This window comes from Bacteroides sp. AM16-24, assembly GCF_003471885.1.
Lineage (GTDB): Bacteria > Bacteroidota > Bacteroidia > Bacteroidales > Bacteroidaceae > Bacteroides.
Map to the genome: position 1 here is coordinate 102396 of NZ_QRKI01000007.1, position 24326 is coordinate 126721.

Annotated in this window: 21 protein-coding genes; 2 read left to right on the top strand and 19 right to left on the bottom strand. The window is 43.8% G+C overall.

Translation table 11 applies throughout. The annotated features are described in order from the left end of the window. The coding region (locus tag DW182_RS10330; protein ID WP_118295527.1) for an N-acetylmuramoyl-L-alanine amidase at positions 1 to 439 on the top strand (439 nt) is incomplete at its 5' end. 168 nt (positions 440 to 607) lie between these two features. On the opposite strand, the gene DW182_RS10335 is transcribed toward DW182_RS10330, so the two are convergent. The 18 genes from DW182_RS10335 to DW182_RS10420 all read right to left on the bottom strand — a co-directional run bounded on the left by DW182_RS10335 (position 608) and on the right by DW182_RS10420 (position 16633). Further along, positions 608 to 1330, bottom strand: a complete 723-nt coding sequence (locus DW182_RS10335) for an SDR family oxidoreductase (RefSeq protein WP_118295455.1) — start codon at positions 1328 to 1330, stop codon at positions 608 to 610. Further along, a complete protein-coding gene (locus DW182_RS10340) occupies positions 1327 to 2544 on the bottom strand; it encodes a fatty acid--CoA ligase family protein (protein WP_118295456.1) in 1218 nt (405 codons plus the stop codon). Before DW182_RS10340 ends, DW182_RS10335 begins: the two co-directional genes overlap by 4 nt. Further along, entirely contained in the window at positions 2545 to 2769 is a 225-nt protein-coding gene (locus tag DW182_RS10345; RefSeq protein ID WP_118295457.1) for a phosphopantetheine-binding protein, read from the bottom strand. An 8-nt stretch (positions 2770 to 2777) separates the two neighbouring features. Next, the gene (locus DW182_RS10350; protein WP_118295458.1) at positions 2778 to 3827 is read right to left on the bottom strand and encodes a 3-oxoacyl-ACP synthase III family protein; all 1050 of its coding nucleotides are present in this window, start codon (positions 3825 to 3827) and stop codon (positions 2778 to 2780) included. 5 nt (positions 3828 to 3832) lie between these two features. Then, the gene (locus DW182_RS10355; RefSeq protein ID WP_118295459.1) at positions 3833 to 4579 is read right to left on the bottom strand and encodes an SDR family NAD(P)-dependent oxidoreductase; all 747 of its coding nucleotides are present in this window, start codon (positions 4577 to 4579) and stop codon (positions 3833 to 3835) included. Then, the gene (locus DW182_RS10360) at positions 4579 to 4809 is read right to left on the bottom strand and encodes an acyl carrier protein (protein WP_118295460.1); all 231 of its coding nucleotides are present in this window, start codon (positions 4807 to 4809) and stop codon (positions 4579 to 4581) included. Before DW182_RS10360 ends, DW182_RS10355 begins: the two co-directional genes overlap by 1 nt. Before the next feature lie 24 nt (positions 4810 to 4833). Continuing rightward, complete coding sequence (locus DW182_RS10365) at positions 4834 to 6345, bottom strand: sugar transferase (RefSeq protein ID WP_118295461.1); 1512 nt, start codon at positions 6343 to 6345, stop codon at positions 4834 to 4836. A 48-nt stretch (positions 6346 to 6393) separates the two neighbouring features. Beyond that, entirely contained in the window at positions 6394 to 7527 is a 1134-nt protein-coding gene (locus tag DW182_RS10370) for a DegT/DnrJ/EryC1/StrS aminotransferase family protein (protein WP_118295462.1), read from the bottom strand. Positions 7528 to 7531: 4 nt separating this feature from the next. Continuing rightward, complete coding sequence (locus DW182_RS10375; RefSeq protein WP_118295463.1) at positions 7532 to 8110, bottom strand: acyltransferase; 579 nt, start codon at positions 8108 to 8110, stop codon at positions 7532 to 7534. After that, entirely contained in the window at positions 8110 to 9066 is a 957-nt protein-coding gene (locus DW182_RS10380; protein ID WP_118295464.1) for a Gfo/Idh/MocA family protein, read from the bottom strand. Before DW182_RS10380 ends, DW182_RS10375 begins: the two co-directional genes overlap by 1 nt. Positions 9067 to 9081: 15 nt before the next feature. Continuing rightward, positions 9082 to 10395, bottom strand: coding sequence for a nucleotide sugar dehydrogenase (locus tag DW182_RS10385; protein WP_118295465.1), 1314 nt, complete (start codon positions 10393 to 10395; stop codon positions 9082 to 9084). Beyond that, positions 10392 to 10931 (bottom strand): UpxY family transcription antiterminator, encoded by a 540-nt coding sequence (locus DW182_RS10390; RefSeq protein ID WP_118295466.1) that lies wholly within the window; start codon positions 10929 to 10931, stop codon positions 10392 to 10394. Before DW182_RS10390 ends, DW182_RS10385 begins: the two co-directional genes overlap by 4 nt. Positions 10932 to 12025: 1094 nt before the next feature. Continuing rightward, positions 12026 to 13141 (bottom strand): type II toxin-antitoxin system HipA family toxin, encoded by a 1116-nt coding sequence (locus tag DW182_RS10395; RefSeq protein WP_118295467.1) that lies wholly within the window; start codon positions 13139 to 13141, stop codon positions 12026 to 12028. Then, a complete protein-coding gene (locus DW182_RS10400) occupies positions 13125 to 13451 on the bottom strand; it encodes a helix-turn-helix domain-containing protein (protein ID WP_118295468.1) in 327 nt (108 codons plus the stop codon). Before DW182_RS10400 ends, DW182_RS10395 begins: the two co-directional genes overlap by 17 nt. Positions 13452 to 13552: 101 nt before the next feature. Continuing rightward, entirely contained in the window at positions 13553 to 14035 is a 483-nt protein-coding gene (locus DW182_RS10405) for a hypothetical protein (RefSeq protein ID WP_118295469.1), read from the bottom strand. Positions 14036 to 14066: 31 nt separating this feature from the next. After that, on the bottom strand, positions 14067 to 14276 hold the full coding sequence (locus tag DW182_RS10410) for a DNA-binding protein (RefSeq protein ID WP_118295470.1): 210 nt from the start codon (positions 14274 to 14276) through the stop codon (positions 14067 to 14069). A 48-nt stretch (positions 14277 to 14324) separates the two neighbouring features. Further along, the gene (locus DW182_RS10415; RefSeq protein ID WP_118295471.1) at positions 14325 to 15665 is read right to left on the bottom strand and encodes an alpha/beta fold hydrolase; all 1341 of its coding nucleotides are present in this window, start codon (positions 15663 to 15665) and stop codon (positions 14325 to 14327) included. Between the two features lie 11 nt (positions 15666 to 15676). After that, entirely contained in the window at positions 15677 to 16633 is a 957-nt protein-coding gene (locus tag DW182_RS10420) for an SPFH domain-containing protein (RefSeq protein ID WP_118295472.1), read from the bottom strand. A 162-nt stretch (positions 16634 to 16795) separates the two neighbouring features. Between DW182_RS10420 and DW182_RS10425 the strand changes: the two genes are divergently transcribed. Continuing rightward, complete coding sequence (locus tag DW182_RS10425) at positions 16796 to 21151, top strand: response regulator (protein WP_118295473.1); 4356 nt, start codon at positions 16796 to 16798, stop codon at positions 21149 to 21151. A 107-nt stretch (positions 21152 to 21258) separates the two neighbouring features. On the opposite strand, the gene DW182_RS10430 is transcribed toward DW182_RS10425, so the two are convergent. After that, positions 21259 to 24237 carry a sugar-binding domain-containing protein gene (locus tag DW182_RS10430; protein WP_233441259.1) on the bottom strand — a complete coding sequence of 993 codons (2979 nt, stop codon included), beginning with the start codon at positions 24235 to 24237 and terminating at the stop codon, positions 21259 to 21261. Positions 24238 to 24326: the final 89 nt, after the last annotated feature.

Sequence of the window (24326 nt, forward strand, 5' to 3'; positions counted from 1 at the left end):
AGCAGGCAGTTTTTATCAGAACTATCGGGAGGTGCGCCTCCTGGTAGTTCATTGCAGCGCAACACGCTGCGACCGGAATTTCCCGGTAGAAGCTCTTCATCGCTGTCATCTGGCAAGAGGCTTCGCAAGCATCGGCTATCATTTCTACATCACACGGGATGGAGAAGTTCACGTCTGTCGACCGGTTCATCAGATCGGGGCGCACGCCACAGGATGGAATGATAAAAGCGTCGGCATCTGTTATGAAGGCGGGCTCAACGAGGACGGGCAACCGGCGGATACAAGGACCTATGCGCAGAAATGTTCGCTACTCGATTTGCTAAGGCAACTGAAAACGGATTATCCAAAGGCGAAGATACTGGGGCATTATCAACTCAGCAGGTCAGTGCATAAGGCGTGTCCGTGCTTCGATGCAAAGTCAACATACAGTGAATTATAAAACGGAAAGACTCTGTTCTATCGGATTACAAATCCGATGGAACGTCTAGTCCAGTCTACTCTATCTTCCAAACTCCCAGCGCCCACCGTTCACTATCACATATCTTCCAGGCTCAGGCAGGCTGTCACAATTTCATATTCATTTATCTCTTCATGCTGAAGGCTGATTTTATATCGTCCCTGAATCCACATGAATATTCTGACCGGTTATTGAGCAAGCCTTATCAGATAATAAGAAAACAACAGTTTCGGCAACAGAACGGATTGACGTCGCTTTTTTCAAAGATGTACGTTTATAAATTCTATCTTTTTGATCTTGTGATAGAGTAGAACTCATTGCCGTTTCCATAAATCCAGGTACCACAACATTGGAACGGATACCCAGTTCGCCCCATTCTCGGGCTGTATCTTTTGAGAATGCCTCCAAAGCTCCTTTACTCGACGCATACATTGCCAATCCTTTATAGCCGGTATGGGCACTGATGGAAGAGATATGAACAATACACCCGCAAGTATGATGCAGCAACATATTCCTTAATACATATTTGGTTATCATCATGGGGGTAAACACATTGACCGCATACATAGTCTGCAACTTAGGCAAACTCAAATTAGTGACAATATCATCGTAAGCCATTGCCGCATTGTTTACAAAGCCATGCAATTGAATTTTACCGGATATGAACTCCTTAAAAATAGAGATACGAATGCAGTCCGAATCGCTCAAATCAACGCTTTTAAAAAACAGCCTGCCAGAATATGTTTTTTCTAAAGCAATGAATTCGTCCGAATAGCCGCGAGCCACTCCATATACACAATGCCCTTGCGCCAGTAATATCTCGCAGATTTCAAGTCCTACGCCACGCGAACAGCCTGTTACTAAATAATTCATAATCTTTTCAATTTTCCCGTACGGGTCAGTGACAGAGTTTCTACAAATTTAAAATAACGGGGTATCTTGAAGTCTTGCAGGCGGTCCTTCAACTGATTCCGGATTTCTACTTCTTCCAACACAGAAGATGGTTCCAACCTTACTTCCGCACAAAGTATATTCCCCAAAACGGAATTTGACCTACCGTATACCCTGACCTGGCTTATTCCGGCAATGGAGAGCAAAGCGCTTTCCACTTCACCCGGATTAACCTTATAACCTCCTATATTGATCAGTTCATTTTTACGACTTTTAAACTTAAAAGTGTTTCGCTCATCATCCTGCCATTCTACCAAATCGCCTGAGGGATAATAATCGCCTATCAATTGAAAATGCTCCGACTTACCCAATAACGATTTATGGATGAACAGTTCGTCTTCTTCCACCCTGATTTTATTTCTGATGGCTTCGGGTATCCGAAAACAATCGCCTTGGGCTACGAACAAGCTCCCCGCCTCTGTAGAGGCATAGATATTATTTATCTTCGCCATCGGAAATATTTTTTTGATGGAGTCGTACAACTGGCTCTCCGACCTTTCACCTCCCAATGTTACTCTGACTACCGACGGATAAGCAGATTCACAGGGAAGCAATAAACGATAAAAGGTAGGCGTGGCGGAAATGTGGGTTACTTGAAACTCATGAATCAACCGGTATATTTCCGAACGGGAAAAATTGAATACATTAATCAACGTATTGCCATTCGCAAAAGCTTGAAAAAAGACCTGTAATCCCGCCATATGTGTAGGATTATAAGCATAAGCCCATGTCTGTTCCTTATAACAGTTTCCAGTCCTCAAAAATCGTGTTAAAGAAGAAATAGTATGTACCACTTTTTTAGGTTGCCCCGTTGTCCCGGATGTGAATATGGTTATTTCCGAACTTGAATGCAAAATAGCTTTTACTATTTCTTCCGCCGAATTGTAATGGCAAGGCTCTAAGGGAAAGGCCACATTCACATCTCTTTCCTTTACATCCTCTATCTCATCCGAATTCAGATCGGCATCCAATAGAACCAATGGTTGATTGGAAGCTAACGCACTCAACAGATTTACAAAATAGGGAAATAAATCTTTATTCTTGAATAAAGGATAATATTCCTGTTTCCGGTTAATCGCATCTACCAAATCAGCGTAAGTGAAATGTCGGGACTTATCTATCAGAAAGAATTCCATTTATTTTTCTAATTTAGCAAGCACTTCACCAACGGTATTTACTAAACCGTCTTCAAAAATATCAATTTCAAATTCATCTTCGATATGTACGGTTAATTCAGCCAAATCGAAAGAGGTAAGTCCCAAATCATTGCGCAGGTTGGATGAAGCGTCTAATGATTGAAGCGTGGTCAGACCTTTTGAAACTCTTATCCGATTTACGATCGATAAAACTTTTTCTTCCATTTTTTTAATTAGCTATTAATAGGTACGTAAAATTTCGTTGTTGATAGATTTGCGGCTACACTCCCCCACGACAAACCTACTCCGAAACCGCTCATGAGAACCTTCGATAAGTCATAGCCATGTTCACGGGAACACAGGTCGCTCAGTAGTAATGGAATCGATGACGGACCGGTATTCCCATAATTCGCTACATTTACAGGAACCTTATCTACAGGTACTTTCAATCGCTTGCGAACATTGTCGACCATAAACTTATTGGCTTGATGAAGTGCGAACAAACCTACAGTTTCTTTATCCCATCGCATGTCTTCCAACAGTCCGTTTACATTTTTCGGAACATTACTAATAGCAAAATTGAATAATCCCAACCCATCCATATACAAATCATTGAGAGTGCGTCCATTTTGATCTTCATCCCATGCTAACGCAGAGGATTGTTCCGAAACGGGAGTCCTGAAACCACCGGCAAGTACAATCAGACGATTGGCCCCACTGCCATCCGACTGAATATGAAATCCCATCGAATGACTTCCTTGTGTTACCATAGTTGCCGTACCACAATCGCCGAATACCATCCTTAATGACTTATCGTGTTCATTGATGATTCGGGAGGTCGTATCGCCGGTCAGTAACAAAACATTCGCACATGCGCCGCTATGAATCCACAAAGCGGCCTGAAACAGCCCATAGATATAGCCGGAACATCCATAGTGCACATCCATACAGACGGTATCCTTTGTCAGTCCCAACCGTTCCTGAAGACATATAGAAGTAGAGGGTAGCAAATAGTCGCAAGTTTGAGAGACAAAAACAATTCCATCGATTGTCGATTTATCAATCGATTCTTGACTTATGAGATATTCCGCCGCCTTCCGGCACATATCCGAAGATGTCATATCCTCACTGGCAATGCGCACTCTTTCCACTCCGGTAGCTTTCATTATATTGTTAACTTCCGAATGGCCGTAAATATCCGCATAGGATGTCATTTCAACGCTATTCTCCGGAAGCCAAGCCATCAAGGAACTTATTTGAATATTGTTTACTATTATTTTCATTTTAACTACTGCAATGTAAACCCTCCATCCATCACCAACTCTGCCCCGGTAGTAAATCCGGATGCGTCACTCAACAAATAAACAATGCCATAAGCCACTTCTTCGGGACGTCCGAACCTTTTCAGGGGGTATTGTTGGCGCTCTACATCCAAGTCTTCTTTTGTAACCATTCCTCCATCCAGAATATGCGTTTCTATCATGCCGGGACAGACAGAGTTTACACGAATCTGCCTTGCCGCCAGTTCCAGTGCCGCATTCTTCACAAAGCCGCAGATGGCGGATTTACTGGTGCTATAGAGCGTATTCCCGGGCGCCGCAATGTATTTGCCGGAGATAGAAGAAGTAAATACAACGGAAGCCCCCTTCACAAGCTTCTTTTTCCGGAGCAGGCGTTGCATCAGTAAAATGGGGGCGACGGTGTTAATCTCCAACATACGGGACAATTCTTCTCTATTAATAAAAAGGACCGGGAACAGATCGTTAATTCCCGCATTGTTGACCAGCCCGTCCAGCACCGGAGTCTGTTCCACCAGACGATCCAGTTGGGCGTCGTCGGACAGGTCGGCCACGATCATCGCATGTCCTTCTCCTTCCAATTGCCCAAGTGTCTCTTTCAGGCGTTCTTCATTCCTGCCGGTTACTATGACCCTTGCTCCCATACGCGAACATTCGATGGCGGCGGCCCGGCCGATGCCGGAAGAAGCGCCTGTAACAAGGATGGTTTTGCCTTGCAGGGTGAAAGGATTGTACATTACCGTTTATTCTTTAAGATTTGATACAACTCATTCACGGTGCCCGCCTTACGTATGTCTTCCCCTTTCAGAAGGATTTCATATTCATCAGCCACCATCGCCATTACCGACAAGGCCGTCAGTGACGACCATTCATACAATTCTCTAAAATTCGTATCCGCCTGGATTTCATTGGGGTCAGTATCCTCAAAGAGCTCCGCGAACTTTTTGATAAATTCTTGTAATTCCATATTTATCTATTTTTATTGATTCTCCTACTTACTTCTCTTCCCCTTCACCACAATGTTTCCCACTGCCTTCCAGAAATACCTCCAATCCGTAAGGAAGGGATTTTGAAAATAAGCCTCCAGATAACGCCGTTCGCTTTCCTGTATTTCCTGTAGCGTCTCAGGCATGTCGGCATAAAAGGGGGGAAGAAGCCCCGGCTTGGTACGGATGCGTAGTTCCTGTAGTTCCCGGGAATAGAGGCTGAAATAATGGTTGCTCAGCGGGCGGACGCCCACCAGCTTCAGGTCGCCTTTGAGCCAGTTCAGAAGCATGGGGAGCTCGTCCAGCCAGGTTTTGCGCAAGAATTTCCCCAGCGTGCTCACCCGGTAGTCGTCGGCAATCTTGCCACCGGCACAAAGTCCCTCTTGCTTATAAATATAAGGTTGAAGATATTCGGAATAAGCGTGCATGGTGCGGAACTTGTAAACACCGATAGTCTCGCCATTCTTCCCCTTACGCTTCAGGCGGATCAGGAGCCCATTGGAAGGGGTGTCGTCCCGAATAGGGTCTTTCACTTTAATGGCTATCACATAAAACTCCCCTTGGGTGATTTCCTCATGCACCACGTCGAAACCCGCCCGATAGAGTCTTCCCAGTACCTCCACACGGGTGAGGGCTCGCTTCGTCCCATGGGTCACCCTATAATAGAGCCCTCTGGTGAGGGACATTTTAGGAAATATCCGATGCCAGCAATAATCCAACACATAGAGGATGTGATTGATGACCGGAGGCGTCTGCCGCATGATTTTCTCTCTGCGGATGCCGGAAGTGGTGCAATGACAAGCAATGCCTCCCCCGGCATCGAGGCAATAGTTAGAATAGGAAAAAAAAGTATTCAAATGCCGGATTTTATTCAGGGAACACACATGGACAATCAATGCGGGAGTTCTGGTCTTGTGGGCAAGAATGGCTTCCGGATTGGATGAGTCGAGCAGAATCGTATCCGGAGCAAACAAGTGCGGGTGCTCTTTGAGCCACGCCACCACTCCTTGTTCTCCTTTTTTCTCCCGGGTGAGGCTCAACAGCCTGTCAATATCCTGAATCCGGATTTTTTCTGCCATTTCATTTTCACTCCGCACACCCGCCTCCGTCACATCTTCAAGCAAAGGCTCTTCGTAGAAATAAGGAATCTTCCTGTACACGAAGGTACGGAGCAGCCCATAAAGGCTCCACTCAAGCAGGGTAATGATTCCCGTAGCTACGAGTATGGAATGGTCCGCCTCATAGCCCAGAACAAAATGCCGGTAAAGAAAGTAAATGAATAAACCGGAGAAGACATTCAGCGTAAAGACTCCCAGCAGCGCATAGCGAATCCGCTTATAGGAATCGAATTGCAGCTTCCGGGATACGCCTCCCAAAATCACCCATACTACAGCCGACAGCACCAACCAATACCAACGGGGCAAAGTACCGAAATAACGGGCCAGCCAGAAAGCAAACAGGGCGATCAGAAGGTCGAGACAGAGGATGCCGGATTCACGACGGAAAGAGAAATGCATAAAGAGAGAATGATTCTGAACTCTAAGTATTTATCACAAATTTACAATCTATTTTTTGGCAATAAAGGTCAGGATACCTTCGCAGACACTATCGATGTCTTCCTCGCTGATGTAGGGATGAATGGGCAGGGACAAGACGGTGTGGCATAGTTGTTCGGCTACGGGACAACTGCCGACGGGAACCTTCAAGTTCTTATAAGCCGTCTGGTCATGCATGGGCGTAGGGTAATAAACCATCGTGGGAATGCCTTGCTCCTTCAGTACGGCCTGCAGGGCGTCACGCTGCTCTTTGCTGTCCAGACGAATGGTGTATTGCGCCCAGCTGGAATAATAGCCTTCGGGAACGACCGGAGTTTTGACTTTACCCTGCAACTTTTCCGTATATCGGGCGGCTGCCCGGTTGATGTCAGCCACTTCATATTCACGGAACGCTTTCAGCTTGATCTTCAGAACCGCCGCTTGCAAAGTGTCCAGACGGGAATTCATGCCAATGCGGACATTGTCGTACTTAAACTGTCCCTTCCCATGCACACGATAGGAGTCGAGCAACGCCGCCCACTCATCGTTATCGGTAAATACGGCACCGCCATCGCCATAACATCCCAAAGGCTTGGCGGGAAAAAAAGAGGTGGTGGAAATATCTCCGAAGCCGCAGGCTTTTTTCCCGCTGATTTCTCCGCCGAAACCTTGCGCTCCGTCTTCCAGAATCAATAAACGATAGGTATCGGCTATTTTTCTGATTCTCGGATAATCAGCCGGCAACCCGAACAAATCGACCGTGATAATAACCTTCGGGGTCAATTCCCCTTTAGCCACCGTTTCTCCTATTTTTTCTTCCAGGTCGGCGGCATCGAGGTTGAAAGTGTCTTTATCCACATCTACGAAAACGGGAGTGGCGCCTTCCAGGGAAACGACTTCGGCGGAAGAGAAAAAGGTGAAGTCCGGAACAAACACGGCATCTCCCTTGCCGATGCCCCACGTTTTGAGGGCAAGGGTGAGGGCATCCGTGCCGTTGGCACAGGAAACGCAGTGTTTCACGCCTACATAAGCCGCCAATTCGGCTTCCAACTCTTTCACCGGCTTGCCCATAATGAAAGCAGCGGAAGCTGCCGTATCTGTCAGGGCAGCGTCCATATCTTGTTTCAGTACCTGGTACTGCTTCTTTAAATCTCTGAATTGCATAATTTTATATAGTTTTATTTATGGGAATCAATCGTTCGTTTTCTTCCTTGTATTTCCGGCCGCACTTGCAAACGAGGGAAGCATCGAGCCGCTCGCCACATTCGCACACCCATCCTATCCGGCGGGCAGGCACGCCTGCCATGAGGGCGTAGTCTTTCACATCTTTCGTCACCACGGCACCGGCGGCTATCAAGGCGCTCCGGCCTACGGTATGCCCGCAAACGATGGTGGAATTGGCTCCTAAAGAAGCGCCTTCCTTAATCAAGGTGGGGGCATACACGCCATGCACCGGAAAATGCGCGCGGGGGGTGGTGACATTGGTGAACACGCACGACGGGCCGCAAAACACGTTATCTTCCAGTTCCACACCTTCGTAAACGGAAACATTATTCTGGATGCGCACACCGTTGCCTATTTTCACATGATTGGCAATATTCACATTCTGTCCCAAGGAACAGTTTTCGCCCACGACGGCACCTTGCTGGATATGGGTGAAATGCCACACTTTGGTACCTTTGCCTATCTGCGCCCCTTCATCCACATAACTACTGGGATGAACGAAATAATCTTTGGGAGTTTCCATTATTTTTCTACTAATTTTTGTACGGTTTCCAACACTTTCACGACCTCATAACCGGCTGCGCCATCGTTTATTCCGATGGCAGTATCCAGATGTTCCACAAAATACTTCAATTCCTCTTCCAAAGGCATTTTAGGTTCATAAGGAATGATTTCATCGGGATTCTCCACCTTCACCGGGACGCCGTTTTCAAAGTCGATCCGCTTATTATAGAAGTGAATCTCCTTTTCACTGGTGGAATCGTCAAAAGAAATCATGCCTTTGCTACCCACCACTACCAGCAACTGCTGTTTGTAGGGATGAAGCCAGGACACATAGATATGGGCATGTACGTGATGGGGGTATTCCAGTTGCGTCAAAGTCGTATCGAAAACTTTATCCTGAAGGAATTTAGCTCCCCGGGCTTCAATCTTCACGGCCGCACCGCCCGTCAGGTAATCGAGTATCGAAATATCGTGCGGGGCGAAAGAAGAGAAAACACTCTCTTCGGTACGCACCGTGCCCAGATTCAGGCGATTGGAATAGAGGTAGAACAGTTTGCCCAGCTTGCCGCTTTCAATCACTTCCTTGATTTTGCGATAGGCGGGATGGAACAGCAGCACGTGCCCCACCATCAGGCGCGAGCTTGTGCGCCCGGCAAGCTCTACCAGCTCCCGGGATTGCGCGGAAGTCAGCGTCATGGGTTTTTCCATCAGTACATGCAAGCCGCTTTCCAGCAACTTTTTTCCGATGGGATAATGCAGTTCGGCAGGAAGGGCTACCGTGTACCCGTCATACCGGGCGGCAATGGCCTCTTCCACGTCAGTATATCCTTTCACTCCGGGATATTCATCCAGGAAAGCGTTTAAGCGGGCGGAATCGGACTCTACAATGGCAGCCAGGCAACCCAGCCCGGAAAGGGTGCGGATATGGTTCTTCCCCCATCGGCCGCCACCAATTACACAGATATTCTTTTTCATTGGGATAGCGTATATTTACAGGACTTCGATATTCGTTCGTTCCTTCACTTGTGTCATCACGTTCTTCGTGTCGAAGATGGCCCTGGCATATTGCTGCACGAAATCATAGTCCACGTTGGTGTGGGCGGCGGTCACCACCACCAGGTCGGTTTGTTGCAACAAAGCGGCGGTCAGAGCGGGCTCTCCTTTCTTCATCTTGCCTTGTTGCTTGTATTGGGGGATATAGGGGTCGTAGAATGAGACCACAGCCCCCGTTTTCTCCAATTCTTCTATTACCCGGAGGGCGGGACTTTCACGGCAGTCGTCGATATCCTGTTTATAGGCGATGCCCAACACCAATACCCGCGCGCCTTTCAGGGATTTATCGTGCCGGTTGAGGATTTTCCCGCAACGTTCCACGGTGTATTCCGGCATGCGGTCGTTCACCATCATGGAAGCTTCGATCATGGAAGTGTGGAAACCGTATTCACGGGCTTTCCAAGTCAGATAATAAGGATCGAGGGGGATGCAATGACCGCCCAGTCCGGGACCGGGATAGAAAGGAGTGAAACCGAACGGTTTGGTTTTGGCAGCCTCAATCACTTCCCAAAGATTGATATTCATGCGGTTGCACAAAATGGCAAGCTCATTAATCAGCCCGATATTGATGTTCCGATAGGTGTTTTCAAGAATCTTAGTCATCTCGGCTACCGCCGGAGAAGAAACCGTATGCACTTTATCGCCCAGAACAGCTCCATAGACAGCTGCAATTACCTCACGGGCATCTTCGCCGATGGCGCCCACCACTTTGGGGGTATTTTTTGTTTTATAGATAAGGTTGCCCGGATCCACTCTTTCCGGAGAGAAACCCAAATAGAAATCTTTACCGCAGGTAAGTCCGGAACCTTTTTCAAGGAGAGGCCTGATGAGTTCCTCCGTGGTTCCGGGATAAGTGGTGGATTCCAGGACGACCATTGTATTCGGGCTGAGATGTTCGGCAATGGCTTTAGCGGAAGATTCCACATAGCTGATGTCGGGTTGCTGGTGTGCATCCAGGGGAGTAGGCACGCAGATGGCTATGAAATCGACATCCTTCACGAACGAGAAATCAGTAGTGGCGGAGAGCATGCCATCGGCAACCAATTGTGTCAGTTCGGCATCCACCACATCGCCAATGTAGTTGTGTCCCTCGTTCACCATTTTCACTTTGTCTGCCTGCACATCAAAACCGATAGTTTTGAATCCAGCCTTGGCTTTTTCTACGGCGAGAGGCAGGCCTACATAGCCCAGGCCCACTACACCTACCACAATTTGTTTTCCCGCAATGCGGGAAAGTAGTTCTTCTTTCATTTTATATTGTTTATTTCGCTTTTGATAAGTAAACGCAGATAACTGCGAGGGACGCGTATGCTGGCAGACAGTACCCCTTGCATGCGAATCACCACATAAGTATGGTTGCCCATACTGGCCACTTCACCTTCTATACCGCAAAGTTCTCCTTTAATGATCTGTACGGGAGCGCCCAAGGTCAGTTGTTTGTTTTCGAAACACACTTTATCGGGCATAAGGTTCATGACCAACATAAAATCCTCCATCTGTTTGTCAGGAACGACTAACATCTGATGGGTACAAAAATCACGCATATAGTAGAGACGCACATAGCAGTTGTTGACGATGTCGCAAGCCCGTTGCTTAGTGGCATGCACAAAAATAAGGTTTTGAATCATCGGAACTTCCACATTACGACGGCGGTCTCTCAAGATACGGACTGTGAATTGTGTGGGAAGATAATATTCGATGTTTAATTTTTCTAATACCGTCCGTGTCGTCAGTACTTGATTATTTTTGGTACGGGCTGCGAACCAAAAAGATTTATGTTCAGTCATTTATGTTTTATTTTTAGAAGAAAAAACCTTGATTCAGGGTGCACTTCGTGGTTCGTACGATACAGTTTTTATCGAACGAACCATAAATTTTTTCTCTTATTTGTTTGCGTATAAAAGGACGGTTAAAACGATATTTTGTGTCTTTTAATCGTTCGTTTAATGGGTGTCAAAATTTAAGAAAAAGAGGGTTCGGCACAACTATAAAAAGATGAGTATACAAAACACACATAATTACAACATTTCTATACTGATTATTAGTATTATAACTATAAAATAGCATATTTGCTAAAATAGTTTTATTAAACATTTTGTTCTTTAAAAAATACTTCATATCTTTGCGCCCATTAAACGAACGTTTTTTGGACACCCTCTTTTTTACTCATAAAGCCACTGATTATCAACACATTTGCATCAAAACAAGAAGTTCTCCTTTAACATTTCCATCTTACTCCAAAAGAAGATATTACCTTCACCGTCTTTTACATTTAGCGCATATCACACTATTAATTTAAATCATAAAAATTATGGTACAGAAAAAGAGACTGAAAGTCTTTTAAAAAGGGGCGGAAAAGTTAAATGAATCTACCTTAACAAACAGTAAATCTGTAACTAAGCGTAAACCGGGAAGACCAAAAAACGGAATCATTAAAGGAAAATACACCCGCAAACCCGTCAGCCTATTGACGATTTTCACATTAAATCCGTCAGTCTATTGACGAATTTTACATTAAAATCGTCAATAGAAAATTTATTTGTAGCTTCTTATGAAGTAAGAAACAAAGAGGGTTACTTGAAATTCATTTCATAAGGAAGCCGTATCATCATTTTGTCACTTTGAACGTAGCATTATAGAATAGCATATTTTAGTCAGACAGAGGTATGAAATGAAAAAATTCCCGTTCCTTCACGATATCACATCGGGGAAGACGGGAACCTTTTTTCCTTAATAAAAGTGGTTACGTAATTATGACTAACTAATTCATTAAATCTGATGTTGCAAAAGTAGAGCATTTGCGGAGATACCACAATCCCTAAAACAAGGTATAATGAAAGAGGTTAGTAGCCATAATTAGGTATTTACCGGACAGAAAGCCCTATTTTCTAATGAATCTATATTCTTCAGCCAAGAGTTCTTCACAAGAACCAGCAATATATCGGATCATTTCCAAACCTTTTTTTCGGGAAATACGAATACTTTCTCCCACAATAAGCATGTCTTCAAGACTCGGATTCCCCTGATTATTAACAGAAGTGGCATGTTCCCCATTATACCCGCCACTGCACTGGGTTAAATCGTAAGCAGGAGCTAACGACCAAATACCTTCCCGACAAATGAAAGCGAAGTTTTTAGCATGATCATCTTTATTTTCAGTCAACACATTGAATACCATACGGCAAAACATTTCATCAACCTGTTTCGGATCTTGTGACAGATAACCAGTTAGATGAAGCAATGTTTTATATTCTAACCTAGGCTGTAATATAGATTCACTCAAAAGTGCTCCGGCAGTAGCGATGTGTAGCCTCCATCCATCCTCTACATCAAAACGCTTACTTGCAAAATATTTTCCCTCCATCAGTTTAAAATCAGGTACAGTAATTCCACATTTACGGGCAATCTCATTATACCTATATTCCATTATACCCATATCTTTAGGATCATAAGTATGCCGGAACTTTACCAACCAAGAACCTTCATTATCCTGCAATAAGCATTTGGGACGGCAACCTCCAGAGTTACCACTGTTAAAGTAAAGCACCTCTTCATCTTTATCTGATTTTTCAGATAACACATCCAAGGCCATTTGCTGGAGACTATCCAATTCAGGAAGAGCTTTTTCTTCACCTACATACGTTTCCGGAATATAGCATAAGGCTCCCATACCTGAAGTTCCAACAATACTCAATCTTTGCAAAGGAGTTAGCTCACCATCATTCACCCCTTGTTTTTTTAATAAACGATTAAGCAAATAGCGCCCGTAACCATCAGGTAGACTATCCTCGAAAATGCCGAAATTCCCCCAGAAAGGCTCTGGTTTAGCAATGAATAGATCTGATTTTAAAGGCAAATCAAGTGGGGATATAGAAAATCCATTAGCTAACCATTCTTTATCATATTGAAATGCACACAAACGATTATCGGGTGTCATACTAAGCGCTCCGACAGTCCGGTCATGATAGGTCACTGTTAGTTTATTTACCAATTTCATTACGCCCCTTCTTCCTGTTTTTATTTTTATTAATCATTTCTAATTCCTCCATCGTACTGTATAATGGTTCGGATAAGAGTTCTTTTACTGCTTTGGAATACCCCAAAGCTTTTGCTAAAGCTACATAGGATGCCAATGAAATAGTATATTTTTGCTCAAATTTAGCAATAGTAGGAGTAGGAACACCACTAAGTTCGGTAAGGGCTTCCCGTGAAAGCCCTTTCTCAAGTCTGCGCTTTTGTATATTCCGGGCAAGAACAGCTAACAACTCTTCAACAGTATCTATATCAAAATTGTAAAGTAATGGCATACTATTGTATTTGATTAATGAAAAAATCCTTGTATTTAGATATGATAGTATCTAAATACAAAGATAGCTTCTTTAACCCAAGAATCAAAATATCTATATCTCTATTTATACCTGAAAGCCAATATATAATACACAATCAGTACTATCGCCAGCAGACAACCGACACCGGCTGTGAGCATATTGCACAACCCCTGCGGAATGCCATATTCTACCTCTACCTTATTAAAAACAAGGACAAGGAAAAGCAAGACTATCATGATGTTCAGCACCCGGGCAAAACGAATTGCCAGAAAAAATTGTGTGGCAACATTTTGTTGGGTGATGCGTACCGGAAAATGCACAAAACGGATAGGCAGGTAGGCTGTGGCACCTATAGCCAGAAAGCTGAAAGTACCAAGTCCGGCAGACAAAAGAGAGAAGTTTGCCGTTACTTTATCTTCCACATGAAGATAAACCCATATTGCACATACCCAGGCAGCAACTGCAAATAGCGCAGCCACACCTTCCATCATGCGATCCACAACAGTAGGATGTATGCGGATACCGGAGAATTCTTTAGCTGAATAAGGACCCAAATTTAACATAAGTACTTTTAAGAGATTTATGATTAGACAATTATTCTTCTAAGGCTTCAGATTCCTGAGGCGGAGGAGCATTTTTAATCTTCTTCATCCGCCCGCTCTTCCTCAACGCCTCAGCAATAATCCACTGAAGCTGTCCGTTAGTACTGCGAAACTCATCGGCTGCCCACTTTTCGAGAGCATCCATGGTCGCAGCGTCTACACGCAGGACAAAGCTTTTGGTTGAAGTTTCTTTTTTAGCCACGATTCTATTTTATAATTTAATGATTTACAAATTATAGTTGAATTTATATTATAACAAATTCCCGTTACGGATAAATGACGCAATATCATCCATTACATATCCAACTACAGGCGACTCACGCTCATACTCAAACGGAGTAGCTTTTCCACTCCCCTCCTGCAATATATGATTGAGCTTGGGGTAAGATTTAAAGAAAGCATTCTTATTACGCAGTAGACCAAAACGCCATAATCCAAAATCTTCCATAGTGACCTGATAATCACGTTCACCTTGCAATATAAGCATAGGCAAAGTAAGTTTAACAGCTACTTCCACAGGTTTATAGGCGTTGGCAAATTCCCAGTAAGAACGAGGAATGTCCAGCAACAAAGGAATCTTATCATCAAATTCCGGCGTACCCAGCTTCTTTGTATTATCCGCCTGCTTCTTTATTTCCGCAATCTGCTTTTTGGCACTGTCAGAAGAATCCTTCAAAGAAGATATATAAGTTACTTGTTCAACGATAGCATCTTCAAACGGACGAGCTAAAGCGGCAACTAGAATAATACCTGCCAGTCCGTCTGCCTGTTCCGCTATACGGGGAGCAAGCGTAGCGCCCAGACTATGGCCTAACACATAAACACTGTCCGAATCAACCTCCGGCAATGTCTTTGCCCAGGCTGCAATGGCTACGGCATCATCAACACTTTCGGTGTCATAATCAATTTCCCGACCTTCCGGAACACAAGCCGCACCATAAGCTTTTGTACGTTTTTCATAACGCAGTGTTGCAATGCCACGCTCCGCCAGTCCCCAAGCCAAATCACGAAAAGGCTTATTCGGTCCAACCGTTTCGTCACGATCCTGCGGACCGGAACCATGCACAAAGATTACCACAGGAACTTTCCTCTTTCCTACAGGCAACGTCAAGGTGCCGGGCAGTTTAAAACCGTCTGCCCCCACCGTTACATCCCGTTCAAGCATCTTCTCTTTATTATAAACTACCGGTCGTGCCGTAGACGCAGCAGGCACAGGCATCAAGCGGATTGTATTCATTTTGCCATCAGCATCAAATGATAACAAAAAACGTAGACTATAGCGTTCAAACTTCAAGTCGGAATGATAAAGCGTAATGCCTTGTGCACTTTCCTTCTGCCATTCTCCTTTAGACTGGAGTTGGCCGAATTGCTTTTCCGACTGTTTAAACATATCCTTGAAGACTTCCGGAGATAATTTCTCCTGCAGTTCTTCTGTTAAAAGGGCATGAATACTGTCACCCTGATTCGCTACAAACAACTCGTATACATGCTTGGCACGGTCCATATCTGCATCCTGTGCAAAAACCGCTGCCACATGCCCCAGTAGTAAGCCGAGCACTAATGCCCACTTATATAGAAAAGAAAAGTTCATACTATTTTTGATTAATGATTCAATGTACCTGTATTTACAACTGGTTGTGCAGCCTCATCAGCACAGAGCACTACCAACAAGTTGCTGACCATAGCCGCCTTTTTTTCTTCGTCCAGTTCAACAATCTCCTCCTCAGAAAGTTTATGCAAGGCCATTTTTACCATGGAAACAGCACCTTCCACTATTTTTTCACGGGCAGAGATAATAGCCGAAGCCTGTTGACGGCGAAGCATCACCGCAGCAATCTCGGGCGCATAGGCCAGATAGTTGATACGTGCTTCTACCACTTCCATACCTGCCATTGCAAGGCGTTCGTTCAACTTCTGTTCTAACTGCTCATTGATTTCCTCGCCACCGGAACGGAGAGTCAGCCCCTCAGCATCCGCTTCATTATCATCATAAGCATATTGTCCGGCCACCTGGCGCAGAGCTGCATCGCTCTGTATCTTCACAAAGTTCTCAAAAGCGTTCATCCTATTGGCAACCGCATTACCTATAGTAATCTGGTTAGCATTCCCCGACGTATGACCTGAAGATGCCATCGTCTGTGAGTCAATCTCAAACATAGCCTTATAGGTATCTTTGAGTTTCCATACCAATACCAAACCGATGAGAATAGGATTGCCAATCTTATCATTTACTTTGATAGGTTCCACATCCAGATTACGGGCACGGAGAGAAAGTTTCTTCTTATCCAGAAATGGATTCACCCAGAAAAATCCTGTTTCCTTAAACGTTCCCTTGTATTTACCGAAGAAAACCATAGCCCGGGCTTCGTTCGGTTCCAATTGCATATAGCCGGCAAACATAACCAGCCATACAAGACAGAGAATACCGGCCACAACTGCCGTCGGAACACAGGTAATAAAACCAAAGTAGATAAGTGCTGGCAATACAATAAGATGAATAAATAAGCTTAAGAAGCCGTTCATCTTAAAACCGTTGAAATCCTTTTCTTTTGTTTCCATACTTTATAGATTTAATTGATATCATTTTGATATCACAAATATATCGAATTATCAAGCATATAAACAAGCAATCTAAGAAGATTTTCCGGGGAATTAAAGAATATTAAGGAAGAGAGTAGTTTTTGTTGTATATTTGCATAAGAAAACTCAATCAGTCATACAATGAGAAAGTACATTCTATCACAAACTATTTATTTACTGCTATTTATACTCTTCATTACCTGTAAAGCTGCTGCCCAACCAGTGTGCCAGATACAACATTTCTCTGCTTACAATGGATTAGCACAGCGAACGGTAACGAACATCGTACAAGATTCAAAAGGGCTTATCTGGTTCTCAACCTGGAATGGTCTGAATAAATTCGACGGGTATACCTTCAAAAATTACAAAGCATTTCCAGGAGACGGCTCCAACCTGACGAGCAACCGCCTATCTTCCATCACTCAGACTCAGACTTGTGACATCTGGTGTCAGACTTATGATCTCCGCGTTTATCTGTTCGATACACGTAGCGAGAAGTTTATAGATGTTCTGCGTCCTTACGAAAATCAGAACAAACAAACGTATGCCGTACGTACCATTTATGCTCTACCAAAGGGGATCAGCTGGATTCTGTGCGAACAGGAAGCATTCCGAATCGACGAACTGAGTTGTAAAGAAGGAGAAGGTATCACTCTTTACAGTCCGGAACAGAAGAATCTGAAAGGGAGTCACATTATCACTGTACATCAGGACAGTGAAGGAGATGAGTGGATCCTAACTGATAAAGGAATATCCATCATCGGCAAAAAGAATATTGAATCGGATATACCGTTCAAGAGCATTAAAGAAAATAATGGTAAGATATATCTGGTATCCAATGATAATCAATTGGTGATATATAATCCCCAGACACAGCAATTACAGTTCAATGAAGCACCTTTCCTCTCTTCTAATACCATTAATTCCATGCAGAATCTCGGCAAAGATAGTATTGGGCTTTGTACAGATGAAGGTTTATATATCTTTTTTGCCGGAGAAGGCAGATACAGACTTATCGATCCTCGTACTTCAACCAAACCTTCTCCCAAAGTATTATCCGTATTCAAAGATCATCACGGAGAATTATGGATGTTTGGCGATACCCCGGGAGTAGTAAGGTATAACTTGGTCACAGAAGATAAGCAACACTACATCACTCCCAAGGAGGATCTGCCGAATGCCGAACGTGTAAACCGTGATTTCATTTTCGAAGATTCACAGGGAACCTTGTGGATGGTCCCCCATCAGGGTGGTTTCTGTTACTACGACCGGAGAAACCGCCAGTTGAAACCCTATTATACAGATTACGACAATCCAAATTCGAAGTATAATCCCAACATTCTAAACTACTTCCTGGACCGCCAGGGCAACCTATGGTTCTGCAATACCTGGGATGTTACCAAGATATCTTTCTTCCCGCACGCCTGCCACCTGCAATCCATTGACACCGGCTTTGAGACCCGTGCTTTTCTTATAGATAAGGAAAAGAATCTCTGGACATCTACCAAAAAAGGCTCTGTCAGGATATATCGGACGGACGGTAGCCTGAAGGGGTATCTGACTCCGGAAGGAACTATCAGTCCTAATCCTGTGTCGTTTACCAAGAATATTTATTGTTTCATGGAAGACGAAGAAGGTATCATCTGGATGGGTAGCAAACAGGACGGACTTTTCCGTCTGGAAAGAACAGGAGAAAACCGTTTCAAAATACGCCAGTTCACCCATCAAAAGGACGATCCGTACAGTTTAAGCTACAACAGTATTTATACCATCTTTCAGGATAGCAAAAACCGTATATGGGTAGGATGTTACGGGGGCGGATTGAACCTGATTGAAGAAACGCAGGAAGGAAACATACGCTTTCTGCATAGCGGCAATAAATTAACGGGATATTCGAAAGATCGCTTTGCCAAAGTCCGGTACATCACTGAAGCAAACCAAGTATTATTGGTGGGAACAACAGAGGGTTTACTCACCTTCTCCAGTGAATTTACACAACCGGAACAAATTGAATTCTACCGGAACATACGTATCCCTGATAAAGTATCCAGCCTTTGCAGCAACGATGTCATCTACATTTATACCGACAGCCGGAAAGATACCTATGTCCTATCATTTACCGGAGGTCTCAATAAAATATTATCCGAGAACCTGCTAAGCAACGAAATAGAATTTAAAACATACACTACCCAAAACGGCCTTCCCTCAGACCTTGTGGAATCTATGATAGAAGATAATAAAGGGAATCTCTGGATAATAGCAGAAAATGCACTGGCATGTTTTCATCCGGACAAAGAGACCTTTGAACATTACGACAAGAAATATCTGCAACAAGATCTATACTTCACCGAAGCCGCTCCGGTGCAGAGCCAACATCACCAGCTATTACTGGGAACAGATATCGGCATTCTGAGGATATTCCCTGAGCAGCTTCAAAAAAGTAGTTATGTTCCTCCTATCGTATTCACTGGACTCAAGATACAAGGAGCTTCCCAGGATCTGGATATTGATGATCTGAAAGAATTAAAGCTGAAACCTTCCGAACGAAATGTAACCTTCCAGTTTGCTGCGCTGGATTACATTGATCCGCAATCCATCAGTTACGCTTATCGTCTGAAAGGTCTGGAAGAAAACTGGAATGAAGTAGACAACAGTCGGTCTGCCAGTTATATCAACCTTCCTCCCGGAGATTATGAACTGCAGATACGATCCACCAATAGCGATGGAGTATGGATGGAAAGCGGTACACGTGTTCTTCCTATTATAGTGCTCCCTACATTCTGGGAGACCTATTGGGCATGGATACTTTATACCTTTTTATTCATAGTATCGACTGCAACGATCGTTTATATCATTCTCTATATATACCGTCTGCGCCACCGGATCAATCTGGAACAACAACTGGCAAACATCAAACTACGTTTCTTCACTGACATATCTCACGAGTTACGCACCCCGCTAACACTGATAGCCAGTCCGGTAACCGAAGTATTGGAACATGAAACGACTCTATCGGCCAATGCACGTAAACACCTGACATTGGTACACAAAAATACGGAACGTATGCTCCACTTGGTAAACCAGATTCTGGATTTCCGTAAAATAGAGAATAAAAAGATGAAAGTACTGTTGGAAAAGACCAATGTGCTTGTCTTGCTGGAAAAGGTAATGGATAATTTCCGTCTTATTGCTGAAGAAAAGAATATAAACTATCAATTACAGACAAACCAAGAGATAATATCCGCTTGGATTGATCAGGATAAATTCGAGAAGATAATTTTCAACCTATTGTCCAACGCTTTCAAATATACGCCTGCCAACAAATCTATTACTGTTCATGCCAATGTGGAGGGAGACAAGCTGATTGTATCCGTAGCTGATGAGGGAATCGGTATTGACCCTAAGAAGCAACAAACGCTTTTCCAACGCTTTGAGACTTTAGTGAAATACAATATATTACAACCTTCCTCCGGTATCGGCTTGTCACTCGTAAAAGAATTAATAGAGTTGCATTGTGGTAGTATTGAAGTAAAAAGCCAGCCCGAAGTGGGTAGTGAATTTATTGTCACCCTACCAATGGGACAGAAAATATATGAAACTCATAAAAACACTGAATTCATTCTGAATGACGGAGCTTCTACAGAAACCGACAATGAAATAGACGAGGTATCTCAGGATATGCCTATGGATACCGACAAAGTTGATCCGATTTCTATTCTGATCGTGGAAGACAATACGGAGCTTCGGAGCTTCTTGCATACTATTCTTTCGGAAAACTACAAAGTCATTGAAGCAACTAACGGTCAAGAAGGTTTAGAACATGCACAGGAGCATGTTCCTGATCTTATTATCAGCGACATCATGATGCCTGTAATGGATGGTCTGGATATGGTGAAAAACATTAAAGAGAATCGGGAGATTTGTCATATCCCCATCATCCTCTTATCCGCCAAATCATCATTGGATGACCGTATCTCCGGATTGGAGCAGGGTATCGACGATTATATCACCAAGCCTTTCAGTGCTACTTATCTGAAAGCACGTATCAAATCGTTGCTACACCAGCGCAAGCAGTTACAGGATATTCTCTGGAAACAATGGTCTGAAAAACAGGAAAATCCCGCTGCACCGTCTATCGATATATCCCCATCACAGCCGCAGATCACTCCATTCGATGAACAGTTCATGCAGCAGGTAATGGAAGTTATGGAAAAAGAAATGGATAATTCCGACCTGACCATCGAAGAGTTTGCACAGAAACTGAATATGGGACGTACCGTTTTCTATCAAAAGTTGAAATCTATCATCGGCTTGTCACCAGTGGACTTCATACGGGAAATCCGAATCAAACGTGCCGTACAGTTGATAGATAGTGGAGAATACAACTTCTCACAAGTAGCGTATATGACGGGATTCAACGATCCCAAGTATTTCAGCAAATGCTTCAAGAAGCAGATGGGGATGACACCTTCGGAATACAAAGAAGGGAAAAAATGATCAGTGGTTAGTAAGTAATAAGCATTTAAACAGAAGAGGTTGTGCCAGCATTTTGACACAATCTCTTTTATATCCTTTTATTTCATCTACTTACCGTAGTTGTCTTTTTATCGTAAAGTTACCTGATTTGATGCTACATTGTACCCATTAAGCTGTATTACCACATGTTTGGTTTGTGCGGAGATAAGAAATTCGAATGTTATTTCTTTGCTTTCATTGGGCATTAATGTAAAGTAGCCGTCGTTGAAATAGGCAGGACGTATAGCCTTTCCACTATTACTATCCCTAAGTGTCAGGTCTATAAACGAGGCAATAACTTTACTTTTGTTGGTAACAACGACTTTTCCTTTGCAATAGCTTGATTCATCATATCGTACATTCTTAATCTGCATACTGACGTTTGATTCCGGCAGATTCGACAACAGCTTTCCGTCCCATTTATTGGGATTGAACCAATATACGTTATCATCCAATTCATGGCCCTTTGCATCAGTCAGTACAATTTTTATCCAACGAAAGTCGGTGACTCCAGCCAATTCATCAAATGTGATAACCGGCGTCAGTCCATTGCGCTTTATGGTTGGCACCTTTAGTGTGGTAGCGCTAATCTTGTGGCCCTCTTTACTGTAAGTGGCCAAGTTGACCGTTACGTTCTTATACTCCTTCAGCGAAGTGTTTATTATATCTACATTGTACTTATCCAAACTCATCTGTATGTGCAAAGGACGGCATGCTTTCTGGGCGCCATGATATGCGCCGGCAGTTTCGCCATTGGAACTGTAGTTTTGCCATACCATACTTGGCCATGCGGGGTGGCTCATCCATAGCAATATGCCTGATGCGTCCCTCCACATCTTACTGTTCCATGCTTCGAAGATGGCTCTATGGCTTTCGTAATTGATGAGTTGTGCTTTCGTGCAGAACTCATCCAAAGAGCTCGATTTGCCGAGTTTCAAATCCATTCCTTCCGTATAGAGCTCACAGAAGGTCTTCTCGCCAAAGCTACGGTTGTGCCAATCGTGGTAGAACCAAACATCGCTAATGGGCCAAGTGTCTTCTTCGGCCATGAATTCACGAACGGTTTCGGCGGTTGGCAGTGAGGGAGTGCCTACTTCGGAACGGAAGCCTCCTGCTAATGATTTATAATACCACGCGGGGTCGAATTTATAGTTCCAAGGTCCGCTTCCCGCGCTGTTCAAGGACCTTGAATTGCCTAAATAGTGTCTGGTCCCATCTTCTTCCACAAGAGTTTCTGCCAATGAATGTTCCAATTCTTTGGGGGCAAAGCCTTCATTTCGGGCACACCACAAAGCGATAGACGGATGATTTCGGTAACGGCGAACGACCTCTCTTACATTCTTCATGAAAAGCGTATTGTCTAATGGATTCAGGTTGAATCCTTCTGTAGATAGCCAGAAATCGTTGAATACCAATATACCATATTCATCGCATAGCTCATAAAAAATCTCTTCGGTAGACTCGCCCGTCCAGTTGCGAATCATGGTATAATGCATGTTTTTATGCAGTTTGAAGTATGGTTCCAAGCGTTCTCTTGAAACTCTTTTCATAGCATCATCCATGCCCCAGTTTCCGCCTTTGCAGAAGATTCGTTGACCGTTCACTTTGACTACCAAGTGCTCTTTCATCTCTTTATCTTCCACTTCTCGCACTATTTCACCATCGAGAGGTTGCAATAGCTGCGGCACGAACACTCCGTTTTTACTCTTTATACGAGCTACATTGTCAAATAGTCTTGTTCTCTTTTCAGAAGCCGCAGTAGGGTTGAAGTTAATCCTCATTATTTCACCTTTAGCGTTATGGGCTGATAATTCATATTCCATTTCGCGCACTCCAATACGCATTTTTTGGATGTCTAAGGTATCGTTGTTATTGTCGGTCAGGCAAATCGTTGCATTATATAAATACTGATTGCCATAACCGTTGGGCCACCAGAGTATAGGATGTTCCATAACCAGCTCCTTGCATTGCTTGGGAGTAAGATGAATCTCCTTATACTCCTTGGCTCCTATCTTAAAAGGATGAACAGCCTTCACATTGCCTATTTGAACATGCAGCTTGGCATCTTGGAGTTGAGTAGAGGCATTATAAACCTTGGTATGAATCAGGAAACTGACTTTTGTGGTATCAGGCAAAGGCAAATCTGTGATGATTTGCGAATCGGTAAGTTCCAGTTCATTGGCATATACAATTCGTACATCTTGCCAGATTCCTGTATTCCGATCTCTTGTGGCAGGATTCCAATCCCAGCCTTCGGAGCTGATGAATGTAGGGCCATCTAAACATAACACTCCTCCATTTGGGCCTATTCCGGCTCTGCATGACTCGTGGGGAATACCCGGATTGCTCGGCGGGATGACACGCACTGCCAATACATTTGCTTCTCCTACCTTGGCAATCGAACTTATATCAAAAATTCCACGGCAGAATGCCCCGTCGATATTGCCTAAGAGTTTCCCGTTCAGCCACACCTCTGCTCTATAGTTTATTCCATTGAATATTAATTTGGGCCGATTTCCATGTTTGTTCTGGGGAATCGTAAATACATTTCTATACCACCAGTCCATTCTGCATAAAGTGTCAGGAATAAGCAAGTTGTTCAATCCCCAATATGGATCGGGGTACACCCCTTGCTCTACAAGAGTAGTTAACACCGTTCCAGGCACGGTTGCGCCATACCAATCGGAAGTATTCAACATCGGGGCATGGACAGATGTTTGCAGTTCGCGGACTTTATAGCCTTCAAGAAGTTCCCAGCCCTCATTCAGTTGATACTCTCTATTGCTTAATGCAACGAGTTTTCCTGCTACCGGTTTCTTGGTTTTACGAGAGGATGTTTGAAAGGAGTATTCAGAATGCGGAATTTCCTCAAAAGGTTGCTTCTGGTTAAGGCCAAAGTTTAGTTGTTGCGCTACGGCACGCTCATTCTTTCCCAAAGAAATGAAAATCAGACATAAGGCCAAAAAGAGATGATTGCTCCCTAAAGATGATAATTGGGGCAAATAGTCTCCTCCCGTGAGTTTGATAAAGGACTTGAACATTGATAAACGCATGTTGAATTTACTCATAGTACTCTAATTAGTTAATAAATCGAAATATATAGGGAGTACATCGCACACCAGCGATTGTCTCCCTAAGCTCTTGTTATAAGGACGAA

Bases quoted from the DNA above. Each gene is read 5' to 3' on its own strand.
- DW182_RS10415 (WP_118295471.1), bottom strand. From the start codon at position 15,665: ATGAACTTTTCTTTTCTATATAAGTGGGCATTAGTGCTCGGCTTACTA.
- DW182_RS10345 (WP_118295457.1), bottom strand. From the start codon at position 2,769: ATGGAAGAAAAAGTTTTATCGATCGTAAATCGGATAAGAGTTTCAAAA.
- DW182_RS10365 (WP_118295461.1), bottom strand. From the start codon at position 6,345: ATGCATTTCTCTTTCCGTCGTGAATCCGGCATCCTCTGTCTCGACCTT.
- DW182_RS10355 (WP_118295459.1), bottom strand. From the start codon at position 4,579: ATGTACAATCCTTTCACCCTGCAAGGCAAAACCATCCTTGTTACAGGC.
- DW182_RS10380 (WP_118295464.1), bottom strand. From the start codon at position 9,066: ATGAAAAAGAATATCTGTGTAATTGGTGGCGGCCGATGGGGGAAGAAC.
- DW182_RS10335 (WP_118295455.1), bottom strand. From the start codon at position 1,330: ATGAATTATTTAGTAACAGGCTGTTCGCGTGGCGTAGGACTTGAAATC.
- DW182_RS10420 (WP_118295472.1), bottom strand. From the start codon at position 16,633: ATGGAAACAAAAGAAAAGGATTTCAACGGTTTTAAGATGAACGGCTTC.
- DW182_RS10340 (WP_118295456.1), bottom strand. From the start codon at position 2,544: ATGGAATTCTTTCTGATAGATAAGTCCCGACATTTCACTTACGCTGAT.
- DW182_RS10430 (WP_233441259.1), bottom strand. From the start codon at position 24,237: ATGAGTAAATTCAACATGCGTTTATCAATGTTCAAGTCCTTTATCAAA.
- DW182_RS10425 (WP_118295473.1), top strand. From the start codon at position 16,796: ATGAGAAAGTACATTCTATCACAAACTATTTATTTACTGCTATTTATA.
- DW182_RS10370 (WP_118295462.1), bottom strand. From the start codon at position 7,527: ATGCAATTCAGAGATTTAAAGAAGCAGTACCAGGTACTGAAACAAGAT.
- DW182_RS10405 (WP_118295469.1), bottom strand. From the start codon at position 14,035: ATGTTAAATTTGGGTCCTTATTCAGCTAAAGAATTCTCCGGTATCCGC.
- DW182_RS10350 (WP_118295458.1), bottom strand. From the start codon at position 3,827: ATGAAAATAATAGTAAACAATATTCAAATAAGTTCCTTGATGGCTTGG.
- DW182_RS10385 (WP_118295465.1), bottom strand. From the start codon at position 10,395: ATGAAAGAAGAACTACTTTCCCGCATTGCGGGAAAACAAATTGTGGTA.
- DW182_RS10360 (WP_118295460.1), bottom strand. From the start codon at position 4,809: ATGGAATTACAAGAATTTATCAAAAAGTTCGCGGAGCTCTTTGAGGAT.
- DW182_RS10395 (WP_118295467.1), bottom strand. From the start codon at position 13,141: ATGAAATTGGTAAATAAACTAACAGTGACCTATCATGACCGGACTGTC.
- DW182_RS10375 (WP_118295463.1), bottom strand. From the start codon at position 8,110: ATGGAAACTCCCAAAGATTATTTCGTTCATCCCAGTAGTTATGTGGAT.
- DW182_RS10400 (WP_118295468.1), bottom strand. From the start codon at position 13,451: ATGCCATTACTTTACAATTTTGATATAGATACTGTTGAAGAGTTGTTA.
- DW182_RS10390 (WP_118295466.1), bottom strand. From the start codon at position 10,931: ATGACTGAACATAAATCTTTTTGGTTCGCAGCCCGTACCAAAAATAAT.